Source organism: Nostoc sp. (genome assembly GCF_054880495.1).
In genome coordinates this window covers 1-19,421 of record NZ_JBTYKD010000168.1, presented here as the reverse complement: position 1 = coordinate 19,421, position 19,421 = coordinate 1, and the positions used below count along the sequence as shown (strand labels likewise).

General features: G+C 43.3%; 17 protein-coding genes, 12 tRNA genes and 1 pseudogene. 8 read left to right on the top strand and 22 right to left on the bottom strand.

The genetic code is table 11. The annotated features are described in order from the left end of the window. Positions 1-247: 247 nt before the first annotated feature. From ACYTXL_RS16635 to ACYTXL_RS16600, 8 genes are all read right to left on the bottom strand, one after another. Positions 248-330 (bottom strand) — tRNA-Ser (locus ACYTXL_RS16635). A 7-nt stretch (positions 331-337) separates the two neighbouring features. Next, positions 338-411 (bottom strand) — tRNA-His (locus ACYTXL_RS16630). 6 nt (positions 412-417) lie between these two features. Then, positions 418-496, bottom strand: a tRNA-OTHER gene (locus ACYTXL_RS16625). A gap of 108 nt (positions 497-604) precedes the next feature. Next, positions 605-677 (bottom strand) — tRNA-Thr (locus ACYTXL_RS16620). An 8-nt stretch (positions 678-685) separates the two neighbouring features. Then, a tRNA-Met gene (locus tag ACYTXL_RS16615) sits at positions 686-762 on the bottom strand. Positions 763-772: 10 nt separating this feature from the next. Beyond that, positions 773-845: transfer RNA gene (locus ACYTXL_RS16610), tRNA-Leu, on the bottom strand. A gap of 4 nt (positions 846-849) precedes the next feature. Next, positions 850-922, bottom strand: a tRNA-Pro gene (locus ACYTXL_RS16605). A gap of 4 nt (positions 923-926) precedes the next feature. After that, positions 927-1,001, bottom strand: a tRNA-Leu gene (locus tag ACYTXL_RS16600). Between the two features lie 553 nt (positions 1,002-1,554). On the opposite strand from ACYTXL_RS16600, the gene ACYTXL_RS16595 reads away from it, so the two are divergent. Next, positions 1,555-2,406, top strand: coding sequence for a polysaccharide deacetylase family protein (locus ACYTXL_RS16595; RefSeq protein WP_461925694.1), 852 nt, complete (start codon positions 1,555-1,557; stop codon positions 2,404-2,406). 26 nt (positions 2,407-2,432) lie between these two features. Here the strand turns inward: ACYTXL_RS16595 and ACYTXL_RS16590 are convergent, their stop codons facing one another. The 3 genes from ACYTXL_RS16590 to ACYTXL_RS16580 form a co-directional block, all read right to left on the bottom strand. Then, positions 2,433-2,825: an alr0857 family protein gene (locus ACYTXL_RS16590; protein WP_461925693.1), complete on the bottom strand. Its 393-nt coding sequence runs from the start codon at positions 2,823-2,825 to the stop codon at positions 2,433-2,435. Between the two features lie 16 nt (positions 2,826-2,841). Continuing rightward, positions 2,842-3,348, bottom strand: coding sequence for an HNH endonuclease (locus ACYTXL_RS16585; protein WP_461925696.1), 507 nt, complete (start codon positions 3,346-3,348; stop codon positions 2,842-2,844). A gap of 111 nt (positions 3,349-3,459) precedes the next feature. Then, positions 3,460-3,708 carry a hypothetical protein gene (locus ACYTXL_RS16580; RefSeq protein WP_461925692.1) on the bottom strand — a complete coding sequence of 83 codons (249 nt, stop codon included), beginning with the start codon at positions 3,706-3,708 and terminating at the stop codon, positions 3,460-3,462. Between the two features lie 71 nt (positions 3,709-3,779). On the opposite strand from ACYTXL_RS16580, the gene ACYTXL_RS16575 reads away from it, so the two are divergent. The 3 genes from ACYTXL_RS16575 (at position 3,780) to ACYTXL_RS16565 (ending at position 7,267) form a co-directional block, all read left to right on the top strand. After that, on the top strand, positions 3,780-4,115 hold the full coding sequence (locus ACYTXL_RS16575; protein WP_069070862.1) for a ribbon-helix-helix domain-containing protein: 336 nt from the start codon (positions 3,780-3,782) through the stop codon (positions 4,113-4,115). Positions 4,116-4,649: 534 nt separating this feature from the next. After that, positions 4,650-6,662 (top strand): GAF domain-containing protein, encoded by a 2,013-nt coding sequence (locus tag ACYTXL_RS16570; protein WP_461925691.1) that lies wholly within the window; start codon positions 4,650-4,652, stop codon positions 6,660-6,662. 8 nt (positions 6,663-6,670) lie between these two features. Beyond that, positions 6,671-7,267, top strand: coding sequence for an SRPBCC family protein (locus tag ACYTXL_RS16565; RefSeq protein ID WP_461925690.1), 597 nt, complete (start codon positions 6,671-6,673; stop codon positions 7,265-7,267). Between the two features lie 102 nt (positions 7,268-7,369). On the opposite strand, the gene ACYTXL_RS16560 is transcribed toward ACYTXL_RS16565, so the two are convergent. After that, a tRNA-Glu gene (locus ACYTXL_RS16560) sits at positions 7,370-7,442 on the bottom strand. A 323-nt stretch (positions 7,443-7,765) separates the two neighbouring features. Here ACYTXL_RS16560 and ACYTXL_RS16555 point away from each other — a divergent pair. Continuing rightward, positions 7,766-9,652 (top strand): cation:proton antiporter, encoded by a 1,887-nt coding sequence (locus ACYTXL_RS16555; RefSeq protein ID WP_461925689.1) that lies wholly within the window; start codon positions 7,766-7,768, stop codon positions 9,650-9,652. 93 nt (positions 9,653-9,745) lie between these two features. Here ACYTXL_RS16555 and ACYTXL_RS16550 read toward each other — a convergent pair whose 3' ends face one another. Both ACYTXL_RS16550 and ACYTXL_RS16545 read right to left on the bottom strand, forming a co-directional pair. Beyond that, complete coding sequence (locus ACYTXL_RS16550) at positions 9,746-10,357, bottom strand: cytochrome b N-terminal domain-containing protein (RefSeq protein ID WP_461925688.1); 612 nt, start codon at positions 10,355-10,357, stop codon at positions 9,746-9,748. A 100-nt stretch (positions 10,358-10,457) separates the two neighbouring features. After that, positions 10,458-11,153, bottom strand: coding sequence for an esterase/lipase family protein (locus tag ACYTXL_RS16545; RefSeq protein WP_461925687.1), 696 nt, complete (start codon positions 11,151-11,153; stop codon positions 10,458-10,460). Between the two features lie 594 nt (positions 11,154-11,747). Here ACYTXL_RS16545 and ACYTXL_RS16540 point away from each other — a divergent pair. Then, positions 11,748-13,184, top strand: a complete 1,437-nt coding sequence (locus tag ACYTXL_RS16540; protein ID WP_461925686.1) for a hypothetical protein — start codon at positions 11,748-11,750, stop codon at positions 13,182-13,184. A 175-nt stretch (positions 13,185-13,359) separates the two neighbouring features. Here ACYTXL_RS16540 and petJ read toward each other — a convergent pair whose 3' ends face one another. From petJ to nadA, 8 genes and pseudogenes are all read right to left on the bottom strand, one after another. Beyond that, positions 13,360-13,710 (bottom strand): cytochrome c6 PetJ, encoded by a 351-nt coding sequence (petJ, locus tag ACYTXL_RS16535; RefSeq protein ID WP_461925685.1) that lies wholly within the window; start codon positions 13,708-13,710, stop codon positions 13,360-13,362. A 243-nt stretch (positions 13,711-13,953) separates the two neighbouring features. Beyond that, positions 13,954-14,373 (bottom strand): plastocyanin, encoded by a 420-nt coding sequence (gene petE / locus ACYTXL_RS16530; RefSeq protein ID WP_461925684.1) that lies wholly within the window; start codon positions 14,371-14,373, stop codon positions 13,954-13,956. 388 nt (positions 14,374-14,761) lie between these two features. Further along, positions 14,762-15,253: a photosystem II cytochrome c-550 gene (psbV, locus tag ACYTXL_RS16525; protein WP_461925683.1), complete on the bottom strand. Its 492-nt coding sequence runs from the start codon at positions 15,251-15,253 to the stop codon at positions 14,762-14,764. Positions 15,254-15,385: 132 nt separating this feature from the next. After that, entirely contained in the window at positions 15,386-15,601 is a 216-nt protein-coding gene (locus ACYTXL_RS16520; RefSeq protein WP_292801126.1) for a hypothetical protein, read from the bottom strand. Between the two features lie 516 nt (positions 15,602-16,117). After that, positions 16,118-16,531, bottom strand: a pseudogene (locus ACYTXL_RS16515) (extracellular solute-binding protein); the annotation flags it as partial. Positions 16,532-16,789: 258 nt separating this feature from the next. After that, positions 16,790-16,861, bottom strand: a tRNA-Thr gene (locus ACYTXL_RS16510). Positions 16,862-16,948: 87 nt separating this feature from the next. After that, a tRNA-Tyr gene (locus ACYTXL_RS16505) sits at positions 16,949-17,034 on the bottom strand. Between the two features lie 121 nt (positions 17,035-17,155). After that, positions 17,156-18,130, bottom strand: coding sequence for a quinolinate synthase NadA (gene nadA, locus ACYTXL_RS16500; protein ID WP_461925682.1), 975 nt, complete (start codon positions 18,128-18,130; stop codon positions 17,156-17,158). A gap of 149 nt (positions 18,131-18,279) precedes the next feature. On the opposite strand from nadA, the gene ACYTXL_RS16495 reads away from it, so the two are divergent. Next, entirely contained in the window at positions 18,280-19,200 is a 921-nt protein-coding gene (locus ACYTXL_RS16495) for a TIGR04168 family protein (RefSeq protein ID WP_461925695.1), read from the top strand. Between the two features lie 131 nt (positions 19,201-19,331). Next, a tRNA-Ser gene (locus tag ACYTXL_RS16490) sits at positions 19,332-19,416 on the top strand. The last annotated feature ends 5 nt before the right edge of the window (positions 19,417-19,421 follow it).

Here is a 19,421-nt window from a genome sequence, read left to right as displayed (position 1 = left end):
CTTTAATCAAACAATGGCTAAACCTTTTAAGTGGACATATAAGAGCAAAGTTTTGGCTATTTAATGGTCTGCTTATTTCCGCCGTACTGTACTAGTTAATTTAAATAAAGAAATGGGCAAGTGCGATCGGATTACATAGCAAGCTTTGTAAGATGAGCACTAAATATAAATCCACCTGGGAGGTACTGCCCCTCCTATTTCTGTGTTATCAGCACAGCGCCTCACTTTTCGGCTTCAGGTGGAAAAGAGGAAGATGGAGGAATCGAACCCCTACAGTTGCCCGTACTCCAAGGTTCAAGCTTGGTTGCCGTCCATTCAGCAGCATCTTCCATTCAGGGGTGTCTGACCGGACTTGAACCCGCTATGACTGGTTCCACAAACCAGCGCCTCGACCACTTTGGCTTCAGACACCATCAGTGGAGTCAATGGGACTTGAACCCATAACCTCCTGCTTGCAAAGCAAAGCAGGCACTCTAGCCATTTGAGCTATGACCCCATAACAATTCAAAATTCAAAATTAAAGACATTTTCAGGCGGGATTTGAACTCGCACGAAGACGTTGGAAGCGTCTCATGCTGCCGTTACATCACACCCGCATTAGTCAAGCTGGTAACAGGAATTGAACCTGCAACCTACTGATTACAAATCAGTTGCTCTGCCAATTGAGCTACACCAGCACTGTTTTTGGTGACGGGGACAGGAGTTGAACCTGCCGATGTTCAGGTTATGAGCCTGACGAGCCACCGTTGCTCCATCCCCGCATATTCACCAATACCCCTGACTGGATTTGAACCAGCAACCTCTTCGTTCTAAGCGAAGCGCCTCTTCCGTTGGGCTACAAGGGCAAAGTCTGAGTGGCAGGGATTGAACCTGCGACCTGGAGTTCCCAAAACTCCCGCGCTCCCAACTGCGCCACACCCAGATAGTACTCCTGGTGGGAGTCGAACCCACAAATAAACAGATTTTAAATCTGCCGCCTCTTCCAGTTGGGCTACAGGAGCAAGTTTTGGTACTCTTGGTGGGAATCGAACCCACAACATACCGTTTTTGAGACGGCAGCCTCTTCCAATTGAGCTACACCCCGATTTTTTGGAATCTATGCCTAAACTTTGAGATTTTTAGGCACAGATTTTTGGTGAACTTGCCCATTTATTATTCAGTTTTCAAGGTTCAGAAAAATTACTTTTAACTGTTAGAAACTCTTAGGAAAACAACCGAAACTCTAGGTAGCAACCCTATTATGTATTACGGATGTATTCAGTAGTTTTCATGAGTGCAAACCATCTAAGTTTGCAAGTAAAAGCAGCTTTGTTGACTGGGGACTTTGGTTTATTCCAACGCCTGTCCTTTAGTTGTATGTAGAAGATGATTTTGCGAAGCTTTGTCTTTCGCCTCACTACATTTATACTACAAAATACTACAAGATGTGTCAAGGGGTTTGAGAAAGTTTTTTTGAAATTGTCTACAGAAGTTGCTGCGCTTAGATTTGAACTTGCTAACCGCTCTGAAAACTCAAACTACAGTTATGATTGGGTGAGTATTTAAAAGCCTGACGTGACAGAGAACTACCTCAAGCGACAAAAGATAATTAGTGTTGTCGCGATCGCCTCTTGTATTACAGCTTGTAGTATTGACCCAGGCAACTCCCCACAATTGGGGTTGAACAAGCCTTTAAGCAAAATCCATACTGCACAAGGTCAAGATCATCCAGCAAATGGTCAAATTAATGCTCAACTACCGCCATCAGCAAAAGTAGAAAACCTTACCTTTACAGTCCCAGCTAAATTTCAGGGAAAAACAGTTTATCAGGTGAAACCCAGGAACAACGAGAAGGTTATTGCTCTAGGCATTGATGATGGTCCCTGGCCAAAGACAACCCTAGAAATGCTGGATATCCTGAAGCAAAATGATGTTAAGGTGACATTCTTTTGGGTAGGACAAGCTTTGCAAGCAAATCCCGACCTAGCCAAGCGTGAGGTAGCCGAGGGACACGCCATTGGCAACCATACTTGGCATCATTGGTATCGGCGAATGGATGAAGCCACAGCCAAGAGTGAAATTGATCGCACAGCGGACTTGATATACAAAACTACAGGAGTCAAAACTGCTCTGTTTCGTCCTCCTGGAGGCGTTTTAAACAACGGACTAGCCGCTTACGCCAAAAGCCAGAAGGACGCTGTAATTATGTGGTCACTAACTTCAGCCGATACTGATCCTCACGCCAAACCGCAGGCATTTGTAAATAATGTCCTGAAAGGCGCGAAACCTGGTTCTATTGTTTTAATGCATGATGGTGGTGGCGATCGCCACAGAACTATAGAAGCATTGCCACAAATCATTAGCGGACTCAAAGAGCAAGGCTACCGATTTGTGACAATTCCCGAACTTCTAAAAATGGGACAATAGGTGAGAAATTCTATTCACCTTACTGTTTATTCGCTCATCACAGAAGCACTGCTTTCTTGAGCTTCCTGCCAAAGTTTGTGCAAAAAGAACTCAGCGCGATCGCTGATAGTGGTAACAAACACACCTACAGCATCCTTATAACTATCAGATAGCCAAGAACCCCGCAGGGTGACTTCCATATATTCAGCATCGCAGGCACAGAGGGCAATAATTCCTCTGTCATCTCTTTTTACCTCAGCCCTGAGTACTTCTACTCCTGGCAAATCAACAGGAAGTAAAAAGGAAGCGGTATTGGGTTCAATGCACAAACCTTGCCCAACTCGCAGGGATAAAATTACTCGCTGTGCTACCCATTCTTCAAGTGACAGAGTGACACATTCCAAATCAAAGCTACTTTCAGTGTAAGTTAATTTCAGCATTCCTTATGCTCTCCTGTTATTCCAGGCTTCCTTGCATATCTATCCAAAACTGTTCAGCAAAAGAAATCGCGGGGTGGATTAGTGCTTTTGGCTTGGTACGCAGTTGCATACCAGCTTCAAACAGGGTGCAATCGCCTTTACGGGAGTTACATCTTTCACAAGCTGCGACTACGTTATCCCAAGTGTGAGAACCGCCTTTAGAACGCGGCATCACATGATCTAGCGTTAGATGTTTGCCGCTACCGCAATATTGGCAACTGTGATGATCTCGTCGCAACACTTCCCGGCGATTAACTGGCGGAACTTTCCACATCCGTTCATTGGAAGTAATTGTCAAGCGAATGTGTTTTGGCACCTCAATTACCAAACTGGGTGAGTGAACTCGCCATCCGCCTTCTGTGGTAAAACCCAGAGGTTGGGCTTTGTTGCTTACTAACAACACAATCGCCCGCTTGATATTCACCTGACACAGTGGCAAGTAATTTTGCGAAAACACCACCACAGATTGCTCTAACACATGCATTGCGATCGCGCCGCGCCTGGAAGATATCGTCACAGGTTCACTCCTTATAAAAAAACCCCCGCTTCGTTTCGGTGAAGCGGGGGTTAGAATTGACCGGAAAATTTTCTGGTCTCATATTGGTACAGTATTTCTTTGCCTGTACCCCCCGCTTTTTTGATCTAGTTGTGGTTTTGCAATCAACGCACTAATGCTGAGATGTCTAAAATCATAATTACCCTCTGTGATTTGCCCATGATTTCGGCTACCATCGCCCATAAATAAATACTCCACTCCCATAGCAGCTGATTCCCAACCGGCTCGGCAATTGGTAGCGCACAAAGATGTAGAGATGGGGTAAATGGATTTCACAGAAAATTTCACCTATTGAACATTCCTTTAAACATACTACACTTGTATTACTGTCCTGTCTATACCTTTAAGGAGAAAAAGTGATGCATACGATCGCTCGCACCCCAACCACCGATATGGAAGTTACTAGCATCCGCCTAGAGCGGGAACTCAAAGATAAACTCAAAGAAATAGCTGGGAATCAGGGATATCAAGCTCTGATCCGAGATATCCTTTGGAATTATGTCCAGCAAAAATCAGGTGAGTGGAAGCCTCGATTTTCCCGAGCCGACATTCGAGCTAGCATAGCTGCCACAGCTCAGCAAGAAGAACGCTGTGTACTCACAGGTCAACTAATTCAACCCCAACAACCGATGTTGTTAGGACTGACGAGGAATGGCGATATGGTTCCTCTGAGTGTCGAGAGCTTGGCTGGATAGTCTTATATTTAGGCAATGCAGCTCAGTTATTAGTGATAATAATTGGGCTGCATTCAAAATTTAAGTTTCATGAATATTTTACTGAGAGTTACGGAGATTAAAGAGTAGCTTGGTAAACTTACTAATTTTTTAAAAAAATGTAACAAAACTTTATGAAATAAATCAAATCAATTAAGTAATTTTACATGAAATTCACGGCAGTTTTGCTGAAAATCCAGAGAAATTACGGTTTTAGTATACTTACAGATAGGATAAAGTTAAGAAATTATTTCAATATATAGCAGTCAAAAATAAGCTAACTGAAGCAGTTATAGGATATCTTAAGGATTCTATTACTTATTTAGCACTGTAGCAATTTGCTTGATACAGTGGGGACTTGTCCATCTGAGATGGAAATCGGCTATAACAGGTGAGAGAAAGTACTTATACAAGATTTATTAATTATCAAGGTGGAACAACACAGCTGCCAATGAAGAATATGCCAAGAGGTGGGGTGCAAAAACAATGGTGTTATTATCCAAGGGCGTGCCAAGAATGAAAAAGCCTTTATCGTCGCCGCCACATTACGTTGAGAAAGTTCCACTACAACCTTACCAAGGAAAGCTGATGCAGTATCAGGAAGAATCTGCCAGCCAGTTGGTACAAAAGATTAACCAAATTATTGTCAATGGCTCGGCCACGGCATTGGTGCTGCAAGATATTGCCCAATTGCTAGGAGTTGTCTTTCAAGTAGATTGTTGCTGCTTGGTTTCAGTAACCGATAAGACATCCGAGGATGCGACTACTACTAATTGGTGTGCTGATGAGTATTTAGGGTTGCCACCAGAAGAGATGTTTTCAATGGAACAGTTGCTTATGCAGTCGCCAGTGCTGCAATGTGCTGCCCAACCATTGATTATTGAAGACATTTCCCTGATTCACAACAGTCTAGTAATTGGTTGTCAATATTTGCCACTACCAATAAAATCAGTTTTGGCAATTCCCACGCGATTTGGTGGCAATAATAATGGGGTGGTTAGTCTGATTAAATTCCAACCTTATGATTGGAGTGAATCAGAAAAACAATTGCTCAGAGAAGTGGAGTTAGCTTGCGCGATCGCTTTTTCGGCAGTGGCACAAGCCCAGCTAATTGCTCATCAACAACAATATCTACAAAAGAACAACCAGTATCAAAGCTTGATCAAGCAATTAACCATATTGAGCCGTAGCAACTTGGAGCTTAATCAAATGCTCCAGTTAGTTATCGCCTTGACTGCTGAATCTCTACAGGCAGATCGGGGTTTGCTTATACTACTAAAATATACAGATCCACTATTTAGAACTCAAGCTAAAAAACAAATTCCCAAAGCAAAAGCTACCGTGATCGGTGAATGGACTAGTGAAATACAAAGTTCCCGGACTGGTAAACTAGATACCTTAGCTCAGTCTTTCTTGGTTTCAGAGTGTGGTTTATGCCAGCGTGCCTTCATGGATTCTGGAAAAGCAGTAATATTTGATGACTATACAGACCAAAACGATACCTCGACAGCTGCTCCGTTATTTGCAGTAGAGGAATTGCCTGCGGTACTATTAATGCCATTAGAGAGTCAAGGTAAAATCTTAGGATTCTTGGTGCTACAACAATCGATTATTCGCAGTTGGCAACCAGCAGAATTAAATCTTGTGGAAATGGTTTGTGCTCAAGTGAGTAATGCGATAATTCAGTCACAGACATTGCGCCAAGTCCAAACTTTGGTAGATGAGCGGACGGCGAAACTCAAGAGTAGTCTGGAACTACAGGCAAAATTGCATGAAAGAACACGGCAATATGTTGAGCAGCTGCGGAAACTTAACGAACTCAAAGATGAATTTTTGAGCAATATGAGCGATCGCTTGCGCTATCCCCTGACAAACATGCGGATGTCAATTCGGAACTTACGTTTGCCAGGAATAGCACCAGAGCGTCAGGTTAAATACCTGGATATCCTTGAGCAGGAATGTACAAAGGAAATCAACTTGATTGATGACTTGTTGACACTCCAGAAATTAGAGTCGCCTCACGAAGCCCCGCAATTAGAATCTATAGATTTAAATACTAGAATCCAGGATATAGCAGCATCTTTTGAGAAAAAGCTCGCAGAAAAGGGATTAAAGATTTCTGTAGATTTACCAGAGGATTCGCTAAAACTGCAAACGGAACTGGAGAGTTTTGACCGCATTCTCCAAGAGTTGTTAACTAATGCTTGTAAATACTCAGAGCATAATACCATCGTCTACTTACAGGCCTCTCACCGAGTTGATCAGCAAATTGATCAAGTTATCATGAAGGTAACGAATACAGGACGTGCTATTTCCGAAGAAGAAGCCACCTACATCTTTGACAAGTTCCGTCGCGGAAAAGGGCGCTGGACTCCAGGAACTGGCTTGGGACTTGCTCTAGTCAAGTCTTTAGTGCAGCATTTGAATGGAGCGATCGCTATTGAAAGTCTCCCAATCTCGGATTCTGAACAGAGCGAAATTTGCTTTACCCTGAGTCTGCCGCAATTTTCTGACGAAAGCAAACCATAATTCTGAAAGTGACTAAAAAACAGAACATCACAGAGAACCCTGATTTCCATTCTCACACTGATCACACGAAGCTAGAGGAAGATTTACCTACTCATGCATTTTCTCTGTCAGCTAAGGTAGAAGTTCAAATTGAGAAAATAGCAGAGCGGCAGCGGCAAATTACTGCTAAAGTCCAAATTCCCCACCCAGTGGCAGAAATCTGGAAGGTTTTGACAGATTATGAAGCTTTACCTAACTTCATCCCTAATCTTGCCAAGAGTCGTCTAATCGAGCATCCTAATGGTGGTATTCGAGTGGAGCAAGTAGGCTCCCAGCGCTTACTGAATTTCAACTTTTGTGCGCGGGTAGTTCTGGATCTGGAAGAATTCTTCCCTAAAGAAATTAATTTCCGTATGGTTGAGGGAGATTTTAAAGCCTTTTCTGGTAGCTGGTGCTTAGAGCCTTATTCCCTCGGTGAGTATATAGGAACAAATCTCTGCTATACAATTCAAGTTTGGCCTAAACGCACTATGCCGATGGGAATCATTGAAAATTGCCTGAGCAAAGATTTGCGGTTAAATCTTCTGGCTATTTATCAACGTGTAGAAGACTTAGCCAGCAAATAAGGTTATGTGTAGTTAAACTATTATTCAGAGGTAAATCCTAAATAATAGTTTTACTTCCTAAGATTTCGAGTAAAAAAGCTTTTGCTTTTTATTCTTTTTAAGTACCCCCAGGGGAATTCGAATCCCCGTTACCTCCGTGAAAGGGAGGTGTCCTAGGCCTCTAGACGATGGGGGCATCGGACTCAGACCTTTTATAATTTAACGAATTTCCTGGCTGTTGTCAACAGGTTTTGCCAAAAAAAGTTTGTGGCAGCTAAACTGGGTGGAAGCAAAAGCTTAAAGAGGATGGAAAGACATGGAGACACAAAGAAAAGTCCGTAGATGCTTATCTGGGAAGCCGCATGCGATCGCGCTCGGTGCTGAGAACTTCCAGACGCGCTCAGATAGAAAAAGCGCTGAATTCAGCAAAGGACAAAGGGTATGATGTTGTACCCTGTAGAGTTAATATCTACGGTTTTTTACAAAAGATTTTGAAATAAATCGCTCAAAATCTACAACATGGAAGCATCTTTTGAAATCACCCTACAGATGGCGATCGCTGTCTTTGCAGGCATTAGCGCTCAGGTGCTGGCTGCATACTTTCGCATACCCAGCATCGTGTTGTTATTGCTATTGGGTATTCTGTTTGGCTCTGATGGTTTAGGACTGTTACATCCGCATTTGCTAGGCACTGGACTAGAAGTTATTGTCGCCCTAGCAACGGCAATAATTTTGTTTGAAGGCGGACTTAACTTGGATCTGCGAGAGTTAGGTAGAGTTTCAGTCAGCCTGCAATTGCTTGTGACTCTCGGAACGCTGATCACATTGCTTGGTGGGAGTATGGCAGCCCACTGGCTGGGTGAATTTCCCTGGAAGATAGCTTTTCTCTATGCTTCCATTGTTGTGGTTACAGGTCCAACCGTCGTTGGCCCTTTGCTCAAACAAATCAATGTAGATCGGCAAGTGGCAACACTTTTGGAAGGAGAAGGGGTTTTAATTGACCCTGTAGGGGCTATCCTCGCCTTCGTTGTTCTTGATACCATTTTGAACGGCGATACTGACCCGATCAATGCGATCGTTGGTTTACTTATACGTCTGGCTGTTGGTGCGGCAATTGGTGGTGCTGGCGGTTATCTGATGAGTTTGATTTTCAAACGCGCCGATTTTCTGTCATTCGAGCTAAAAAACCTAGTGGTGTTGGCGATACTTTGGAGCCTGTTTGCCTTATCGCAAATGATCCGCAGTGAATCGGGAGTAATGACAACAGTAGTTGCAGGAGCAGTCTTTGCTAACTCCTCAGTCCCAGAAGAACGTTTGTTACGGAGTTTTAAGGGTCAGCTAACAATTCTCAGCGTCTCGGTGCTATTTATCTTATTAGCTGCTGACCTATCCATTGCGAGTGTGTTTGCTTTGGGTTGGGGTGGTTTATTCACCGTTTTGGTACTAATGTTTGTCGTTCGCCCAATTAATATCTTGTTGTGTACCTGGAACAGTCACTTAAACTGGCGACAGAAATTATTTTTAAGCTGGGTTGCTCCTAGAGGAATTGTTGCTGCCTCCGTAGCTTCTTTTTTTGCGATTTCACTGACACAGCGCGGCATTAACGGCGGTGATTCCATCAAAGCTCTAGTTTTCCTGACAATTATCATGACTGTTGTCTGCCAAGGACTAACTGCTGGCTGGGTTGCTAAATGGCTGCAAATCACCTCCAAAGAGGCAACTGGGGCAGTGATTGTGGGTTGTAATCCCTTGAGTCTTTTGATTGCCCGATTCTTTCAAGAACGGGAAGAAAACGTGGTGATGATTGATACTGACCCCCAATGTCTTGTGCAAGCTGAGGCGCAAAATCTGCGGGTTATTGCTAGCAGTGCGCTGGATGCTGCTGTTTTGGAAGAGGCAGGACTTGCTTCTATGGGCACTTTTTTGGCGATGACAAGTAATGGCGAGGTGAATTTTGTTTTGGCTCAACGCGCAGCTGAGGAATTTAAGCCGCCGCGTGTCTTAGCTGTTTTCCCCCGTGATCCGCAAGCGACTACCTCGGTTAGTAATAAAGTTAATCAAGCTTTTATCCCAGACTTAGCGATTAAAACTTGGAATGAATATCTGAATGATGGGCGAGTCAAGTTGGGAACAACGACACTAAATGAGTCGGAATTTTCCACTCAATGCGATCGCATCCAAGAAATGATTCGGGCTGGTGTATTAATACCACTATTGGTAGAACGAGAAGAACGGTTACAGGTAATGCCAGCTAACCAAGATTGGGAAGTTGGCGATCGCATCATTTATCTGTTGCATGATCCCAGACCTAGCCTGTTAAAACGCTTATCTGGTGCCACCCAATCCACTCCCCTCTCTCTAGAAAAGTTGCCAGAGGTTGAAGACCTATCCCTGGCTCAATTTTAGATTTTGGGTCGCACCTTTGGTGCGCTTACAGCGCAACTTGGATTTTGAATTGAAGGAAAAATCTAAAATCTAAAATCCAAAATTGAATGACTCCTAACTCCTAAGCCCTAACTCCGCTTGATACATTTGCCATTCCTGCCACACTAAAGCTGATAAATTTACTATGGCAAAAACTAGCGTTACCACCGAAATCAGATAACTGTGTATCGTGTAAAGGTGTTCGACGGTAATTGTGTTAATGGCTCCACCGCCAGTCAGGATCTCGCGCAGTTGCCCACCAATAAAAGGAATAGCTTCGATGGTTCCTAGCTCAATGCTAAAACGCCAGTATCCTTCCTGAGTCCAATCTAAAATCATCGCTGTCCAATCCAGCCCGATGGCACTTAGGGTCAACAAAATCCCACTAATCCAAGCAGTCAGCCAACTCTTGCGAAATTGCCGACCTAAAAACATCACCACAATTTGAATTAAGGCGATCGCAATTACCGCATTACCAGCAATATCATACGCTCTGCGAAACAACCAGCCGTATGGCAGTTGTGTATTAATCATCTTTAAGGAGTTATAAGCTCCGCCTGCTGTCGGTTCATAATAAAAAGCAAGCAAAACTCCGGTAGATACATAAATTAAGCACAGAGTCAAAATCACGACTGATAATATCGTCGCTATTCGTCGCAAAATCTTATCGAATTGGGTGCTCTGCATGGCTCACCCCTCCTCTTCTTAACTAAGTATTAATTCTTATTACAATTTTAGCTAAGAAATATTAATAAATGTTGCATTTATCAGAAAAAGAGCAAGTTTTTTAAGTTAAATATTGCACCCAAGCTTTTAAGGGTTCTGCTGAACCATACCAAATCCCCGGACTTCTCGGAGAATGCCTCACACCTTCAATCACCAGATTTTCTGCCCCCTGCAAATGAGCAGCTTCAATGGGCGTGATTCCATCTCCCCAAGTGTTACCCTTACCACAGGTTAGTTGGTAACTACTGTAAGCTAACCAGCTACCGCGCCACCTTTCTCCAAAGATGGTTTTGCCAGCCACACAAACATAACGAACGTTTTTGTAAAAAGCTCCTGGGTAGTTATTCGTGACAAAATCTAGATTGGAGCGCGTCCAGCGTTCTTGGCTAATATGGGGTGTACCCAAGGTGATGAGAGTCGCAATCAGGGGATGCGCTTTCCAAAGGAATGGTTTGAGATCACCGCCTGCTAAATAGGGCTTTTCTCCCATGTAGATGCGGGATATCCAACCTCCGGCTGAGTGACCAATCAAGTTAATTTGAGTAGCATTATGTTGCTGCAATGTATCCTTGATTGTGCGATCGAGTTGTTGCAGAATCCGGGTTACTGGTCTTCCTCCAATACTGGGTAGCCAGTCACGCCGTCGTAGTGGTACTGTCAATGTGGGGAAATCTAACTGTTGTAGGGATTGTTCTAGTTGGCGGTAAGCGATCGCGGTTTCTAGATATCCAGGTAAAATAACTGTCGGTAAGGGCATTTTGAATTTGGGATGCAATAATTGAAGGTTTGAAGTTTTTTGACGAAGAAGTAGTCAGATTCAAAAGCTAGAATTGCGATCGCCTGACTGACTCCTTTTATCAAAACCTAAATAGCTTTAGTGGGGTTTATGGCTAGAATGTCAACAAAATTGTACAATTTGCAACAGTTTTCGGGGCTGCTAATGTGATAGTATTTTCACATAGGGAGTAGTCTGGGACAAGCAAGTGTACTATCTGCCACAGAAGCCTAGTTGACTGGAAAACAGTAGAAAAACAAGGCAAGTTCAGCAGATTTTGTGATGTACTCAAACTTGTGTGTTTACTTAAAGTTTATAAATATCCCAGATATTAAATCTAATTGTGTGCGTCATCAAATAAAAAATCAAAAGTAATAATTTTTAGCAAGCTTAAATTTGAAGATATGATAGAGCGTCATTGATCAATTAAAAACTTGAATAAATGGCAATTTTGGCCTTTTGATTGCCAGCATAGGAAGTTATTATTTCCTTAGAGGGACGCATCTTTTGCCAGATATTGCAATCAAGAGAAAATCGCTAGTAAACTGCAACTGAGCCGAGTGAACGATAACAGTTATGTCTTACGTCTCCCTGCTGAAAAATATACCAGAAATCTTAAGCCAGCCAATTGGGATCGCAGCTATAGCCTCTCTTGGCATCCACGGTGCCATCGCCATGATTGTGCCATTGATGCCTATAGATTCTAGCAAACCCAAAGAAACAGCATCATCCAAAACAGTCGGACTTTTGGAATTGAGCCAAGCCGATCAAAACCGTTTGCCGCAAAGCACACCCCAAGTTGCTTTACAAAAATTACCTCCACTAGTGGCACTTTCTCCTCCAAACTTTAGCGCCCCAACTGGATTGTCCCCATTGGCACCACCCCCATCGAGTCAACTAGTACTGCCCCCGCTACCCCCATCATCGAATACCTATCGGGTCTCTTCCTTGCCTACAAGGCAGTCTTTGCGGATGATTCCTAGTGAAAATTTGCGATTTGATGCCTCAAAAGTTGACAGTTCTAAATTCAATAGCAGCGCCAAATTCTCTCCATCAGTTCCTCTCAATAGCAACGCCAAATTTTCTCGATCAGTTCCTCGTTTTAATAATAGTGACACCAAATACGAGCCATCTAAGCCACTAGCTCTAAATAGGTTGCCAGAATTGCAGTCGCAGAAAATACCTGATGATATTCTGCAAAATACCCAATCTTCAAACTTATCTGACATTAGCCCGATTGCAACAGCACAGGGAAATAGAAGTTTACAGATGACGCAACCGGGTAATGATGCGTCTAGAATTGGTCAAAACCGGCTGATAAATTCTCTAAAACAAGCTCCCATGTCTGGGAATAACTTAACCCTAGCTAGGGGAACGACGCTCAGGACACCCAGTTTATCGGGAAAAGGAAGTGATCTGGCCATCGCACAGCTAGACTCCTACGCAAACCTGAGAAAGGAAGTCCAGCAAGAATATCCTAACGCTCAACAAAAACCAGTCATCCGTCAAACATTACCCACGGATAAGCCGAATCTTGAAGGTGCTGTTTTGGGTGTATTAGTGGTAGATCGTGATGGTAAAGTCTTAGATATTAAGTTTCAAGACAAGTTAGTTTCCCCGGAATTGGTTGTTAAAGCAAGGGAATACTTTAACAAGCAATCCCCCAAGGGAGATAAACAGATTAGTTCCTATCCATTTAACCTCATTTTCCAAAACAACATTAGTAACATTACTGGAACTATTCAAGAGCAACAGCCCTCGTTATTATCTGTACCAAGAATCAATAGCAATCAGCTTACGCCTTCACCAATAGCTACTTTTAAACCATTACCTGATCTGCGAATCAGAAATAACCAGATCACGCCTTCATCGGCAGCTACTACTTCCGATCTGTTATTGCTGCCGACAGTCAATAATAGTCAGTCTACGCCCTCTGCTGAATCGAAGCAAAAATTAGTAGAACGGTTGCGCGAAGTGAAGGAAGACAGACAAAACTCTAATTCAGAAAAATAATCGCCTAATGGTGATTTTGGATTGAGAAACAAGCTAAAAGCGATGAATGATAAAAATTGTAAATTTATCATTCATCTTTGAAGTATCCTTTTTAGCAGTTGACGAACTGGCGATCGCTAGTTCGTGTGTTGTGGCTTGAGCATCTCGCCCAACGCACAAGAAGTAGATAGTATAGCTACTTTAACCAGCCTTGTTCTGCATTCTGAAAAACGTAAGCAGCTACCTCCAGAATCTCCTCCTGACTTAACTTGCTTTTAAAGGCAGGCATGGCATTTTTACCATTTTGCACTTGGTGGATAATCGCCTGGATTGAGTCGCGATCATAATTTTCTAAGTACTTTGATAATGCTTCCTTTTTCAAGTTTTTCTGGCTAATCAGGATGTTACCGCCACCTATATGGCAAGACGCGCAGTTAGCCTCGAAAATTTTAGCACCTGTGGATGTTTCGGCAGCTAGTGCTGGATTAATGAATGTTAATTTGAATAGGGCGATCGCTAACAGTAGGATAAATAAAAGTATTCTCAAGAAAATTTCCTCGCAACAAGCCTCCAGCAAGAGTATAAACGCGATTCGTCCCCGATTAAGTCAAATTTGATCAAAAGTGGCGGTAACGAGTTCACCCCTCCATTGCCACAGGTTACTCAGCGTCTTAGGCGGGGATAGGACTCGTTACCGCTATTTATCCATTGTGGGCGTCACTCAAGTGGCGTGTTGCTATGAACTAATTTGACTGAGAAATCATCTTGTGTCAATCAAATAACGGTGTTTCTAGCCTTCGACAGTGATTGTACCAATCATACCAGCACCACGGTGAGGTTCACAGTAGAAGGTGTAGTCACCAGCAGCTGCGTCTGCGGGGAAGGTGGTTGTTTCCTTTTGACCAGGACTCATAAGCAACTTCTTATGAGACAGAGATTTTGCTAAATCAGCGCTCTTAGTGGGGTTTTTAGCAGCATCAAACACAATATTATGGGGAGGAACTTTGTTGTTTACCCATTCAACTGTGTCGCCTGCTTTAATGGTCAACTTTTTCGGTTCAAATGCGAGCATTCCTTTATCACTACCCAATTTCACCTGGTAAGTTTCAGCCGCAGCGCTGGGAGTAAAAACAGCGAAGCTGCTAACAACTAAAAGGATTGTCAATACAGCTAAACTAAAACGTCGCCAGCTTGCCGAAATCAATTTCATGGCTCTCTCCTAACAAACAATTTTTTTTCCTTTCTCATTTTAAATAAAATCAACGCCAAATATGACAATCTGTCATAGATACATTTTTTTTTCAGGATGGGGAGCAATTTATTGCCAAAAGCTGTGCAATCACTAATAAATAATCGACTGACATAGCACAAAAAGCGTGTGAATTAAGGTAAACAGTAAAATCAAAGATTTTTATTTATTCTTTAGTAGGATTTAGGCACAAGTCTACGGAATAACATAGACGCATTAGCAGCTAAACTTTGGTGAAAATTGGGGAATGGGGAATGGGGAATGGGAAGTAGGGAATTGGGACTGAATTCTTCCCTATGCCCTATGCCCTATGCCCTATGCCCTATTCCCAATGACTCAGTTGCGGGATTTAGTAATAGATTTTTCCGCCTCCCCACTTAGTCCCAACGATTTTGGGTTGTAAGAGAATATGACCGGCGATCGCCTCCAAGTTGTCATCCGTCAGATTTCGCATTGTTGTGAAAATATCTGCGCTTTTGATACTGGGGTGAATTTCGGAAATCTCTTCTTCCCCGTCGTAAGTAGTGGGATTTTTCAGGTAATCCACCAAGCCGTCAACGTTGTTACGGTTGGGTTTTGCCAGTGCTAGATCCTCTGGAGCGAGTCCCACGTTCTGGTTTGTCTTGGTAACTCCCCCTGCATGACATTGGGCGCAAGCGAAATTAAATAAGCGTTTGCCTTCTTTGACTTGTTTAAGGCTGAGTACAGTGGTATCACCTTGAGTATTTAATGGCACTGTTCGGGTAGCTTCGTCTAGTTCCACTGCTGTCGCGCTACCGACAAGCAACTGAAACGAGAGTAAAACAGTAACCACAACAACGCCAATTAGTCTTTTAAACATGTTTCCCCTTAAAGATTTTGACGCTCAACACAGCTAAGAACGCGATTCTCAATCTCCAAGCTGCTAATTACTAATGACTCATGTTCTGTGTCATTAGGTATCAGTGATTAGCCAAAGCTCCGAGATAACCCTTTAAGTGACCTCGTTATCACCCTCCAAGTCGCTAGTACCTTTTGGGCGTGTTTCAGTCGATATTTGGGAAATAATTGCCTTTGCATCTTCTAACGCCAAACGGGTCTTTTGGTGTTTGTAGGCGATTCCCAGTTGGTTGCACAGAGAAAACACTTTTTCTACAGGAATGCTGTAGTCGGCTGCTATCTCTGCGATTGATAGGTCTGCAAAACCCATAATGCTTGTTAACTGATAGATAGAGATTGAGTCGCTGTAATACCAATATCACGTTAGGAGTGCAATTTGTTGCCGAAAATACTGTTTGAGGAATGGGGAGTGGGGAGTGGGGAGTAGGGAGACAAGGGGACAAGGGGAATAATCCATGCCCAATGCCCAATACTTCTCTACGAGAGGCTGCACCAACGACTTCTCTACGAGACGCTACGCGAACGCTCAGTACATACAAGTGCCCAATGCCCAATGCCCAATGATTATTAACCTTTCCCCCCAAATTAATCGTCCCACCAAATCAGAGAAATCATAACTAGCTTGCTGTTTCCTGTCTGAAAAAACTGGATTCAAAACAACTACATTCACATCTCCAGATGCTAACTGCGTTGGAATATTAAGATTTAAATATCCTGATTCATCGATTTTAGTCGTAAGTTTTAAAATTTCCATTGCCAAAGAATTAGTAAACCTTATTTTATTTTAGATTACGCATGAATCCCACCCATTGAAGGGATAGGTACCTCAATCCATCGCCCTAATTTGCTGATTAGCTTCATTCTCTGCCTTCAGTATCGCCTGCTTTAATGCTTGTTGTCCCAATAAGGCGCTGATAAACTGATTATCAAAGTTATTGACGATCGCACTTGGATACTGACCTACCTGGCACGGTGTAGCATAACCATTTTGAGCAACTAGTTGTCCAGCAAAGGCTTTAATTTTATAAGCCTGACGCGCCAATTCTGGAATTTCTCCAAAGCCGTATCTGTTAAGTTTGCCTGTCAATTGTTTCGAGTAGTTACGTAATTCATCCCAAGTAGCTGGAGGATTACTCAACCCGGTGGCGGCCAAGGCTTTTTTGTTATAGAACAACGCAAGGGTGGAATAGTCTTTAGGAAGACCATAAATCTGGTTTTGATATTTAATGACTTTAATTATGATACAAATACCTTGGTAGGGGCACGGCAATGCCGTGCCCCTACGCGAAATCTATATGTATCAGGGTTTTAGTGAAATGGTCTAACTGCTTCAAAATCATAGCCAAAAAACAAGCTGATACCCAAAATTCTGTTCTAATAGCCAAATCATAGTCAGAATAGCTACGAATGCAACTAAGAAACTTAGCTTTTGAACATCTAAATCTCTTAAGAAGGCTGCAACCCTTGATTTTACGTTGGTTATTTGATCAATTTAAAAAGCCCGTGACGAGGATTGAACTCGTGACCTCACCCTTACCAAGGGTGTGCTCTACCACTGAGCCACACGGGCAAAATATAACTTTGATTTTTCAGTTGTAAGTTACAATGCTGGGAGCTTTGCTCTTTACCCAGACATTATAACCTATAACTTCGCAAGTGGTGGGCCGGGCTGGATTTGAACCAGCGTAGGCGCTAGCCAACGGATTTACAGTCCGTCTCCATTAACCACTCGGACACCGACCCAATTTGTCTCACGATTTAAAATCTTAGCACCATGTTTTAGAAATTGCAAGTGGTTAGAAAAAATAACTTGTAGGTAGAGACGCAGTTTTGTTCCGTCTCTACTATATATAAAAAATACTAGTTACACACTCATCTCCAGCATTCGTTGCATTGGTCGCAGTGCAGCAAGGCGGATATCCTCTGACATGGTAATTTCGGGAGTACGATTTTTTATTGCCCAGTAGAGCTTTTCTAGGGTGTTTAACCGCATAAAGGGACATTCGTTACAAGCGCAGTTATTCATTGGTGGCGCAGGAATAAAACGCTTGTCAGGAGCTAGTTTTTGCATTTGGTGAATGATTCCAGGCTCCGTAGCAACGATAAATTCCTTGGTGGGGCTGTTTTGACAATACTTGAGTAAGGCGGCTGTGGAGCCAATAAAGCTGGCGTGACGCAATACACTACTTTCACATTCTGGGTGTGCGATCGCCTCTGCTTCTGGGTGGGCAATTTTTAACTGGACAATTTTCTTTTCTGAGAAGGTTTCATGGACAACACAGCTACCTTGCCATAGCACCAAATCTCGTCCAGTCTGTTCCATGACATACCGCCCCAAATTCCGATCTGGAGCAAAAATAATCGGCTGTTCCTTCGGGATCTGCTGTACAATTTTCACAGCGTTGGAACTAGTGCAAATAATATCGCTCATTGCCTTGATATCAGCAGAACAGTTGATGTAAGACACCACTAGATGATTTGGATGCGCTGCTTTAAAAGCTGCAAACTCATCTGGTGGACAACTGTCGGCTAAAGAACAACCAGCATTCAAATCTGGTAAAAGTACTAATTTATCGGGATTAAGTATCTTTGCTGTTTCTGCCATGAAGTGAACACCAGCAAAGACGATCACATCCGCATTGGTTTTTTCTGCGGCTTTCGCTAGTTGTAATGAATCCCCAATAAAGTCTGCAATATCCTGAATATCTGGCTCTTGATAATAATGTGCCAGGATAACTGCGTTGAGTTCTTTTTTGAGACTCTCAATGGCCGCAAACAAATCTAATGGTAGTTCACCCAGTTGGGTTTTTTCTCGTTGAGCTAGTGCAGTGGTAAACACAATTAAGGGGTGCTTTAAGTTGCAAATTTATGTCCTGTGGAATCAATTATAGTAGTTTTTACCAAAAATAGTGGACGGTTGATATTTTGGGGTTGTGTCCAAATCGGGCTGAGTTTCATATCCTGGAGATAGACGGCAAGGAAAGTGGCATGACCAGTCAGAAAACTCAATCGATAACCCTCAAAATTGCTGTAATTGGAGATGTTCATGACCAATGGGAAGTGGAAGATGGTATTGCACTCAAGCATCTGGGTGTAGACTTAGCGCTATTTGTGGGGGATTTTGGCAATGAGTCGGTAGAAGTGGTCAGAGCGATCGCTTCTCTTGATATTCCCAAAGCAGCCGTAATGGGCAACCACGATGCCTGGTACACCGCCACCGAATGGGGACGCAAAAAGGCTCCTTATGACCGCTCTAAGGAAGACTGGGTACAGGAACAACTCGATTTATTAGGCGCGTCCCATGTCGGTTACGGGAAGTTGGATTTTCCCGCTTGGAATTTAACTGTAGTGGGGGGTCGTCCCTTTACCTGGGGTGGCCCAGAGTGGAAATTCGCGGAAATCTGTCAAGAACGTTACGGTGTGACGAGTTTAGAAGAATCCGCCGATCGCATCGTGAAAGCGATCAAAAGCGCGGCTTACGAGACGATTATATTTTTGGGTCACAATGGGCCTAGTGGGTTAGGCGATCGCCCCGAAGATCCCTGCGGCAAAGACTGGCACCCAGTTGGCGGCGACTTTGGAGATCCAGATTTTGGCGAGGCGATTTCTCAAGCCTTGACTGCTGGTAAAACCATTCCTCTGGTGACATTTGGTCACATGCACCGAGATTTACGCCATACCAAGAAGGTGCAGCGCAAGCCCATCTTTAGAAGTCCAGAGGGAATAATTTACTTGAATGCAGCCACTGTGCCGAGGATTGTGGAAAATGACGGCGAGAAGTTGCGTAATTTTTCCATTGTCACCCTAGAGGCGGGTGTGGTTTCGCAAGTTTCCCTAGTTTGGGTGGGTAATGATTTCCAGGTGGCGGAGGAGGAAATTTTGTATGAGCGATCGCGCAGTGCCTCGTAGAGATTCGCATCCAGTTGTGCAATCTGCGTAGATGATACGATATAGTATTATCTGTCAGCTTTAGTGCTAACCAACAAAAGCGCCTGAATAGCGTCTGAAAGTAGGGAAAACACAAGTTTGACAGATTTACTGGAGAGGTGGCAGAGTGGTCGATTGCGTCCGACTTGAAATCGGATGAGGCTAAAACCTCCGGGAGTTCGAATCTCCCCCTCTCCGTTGAA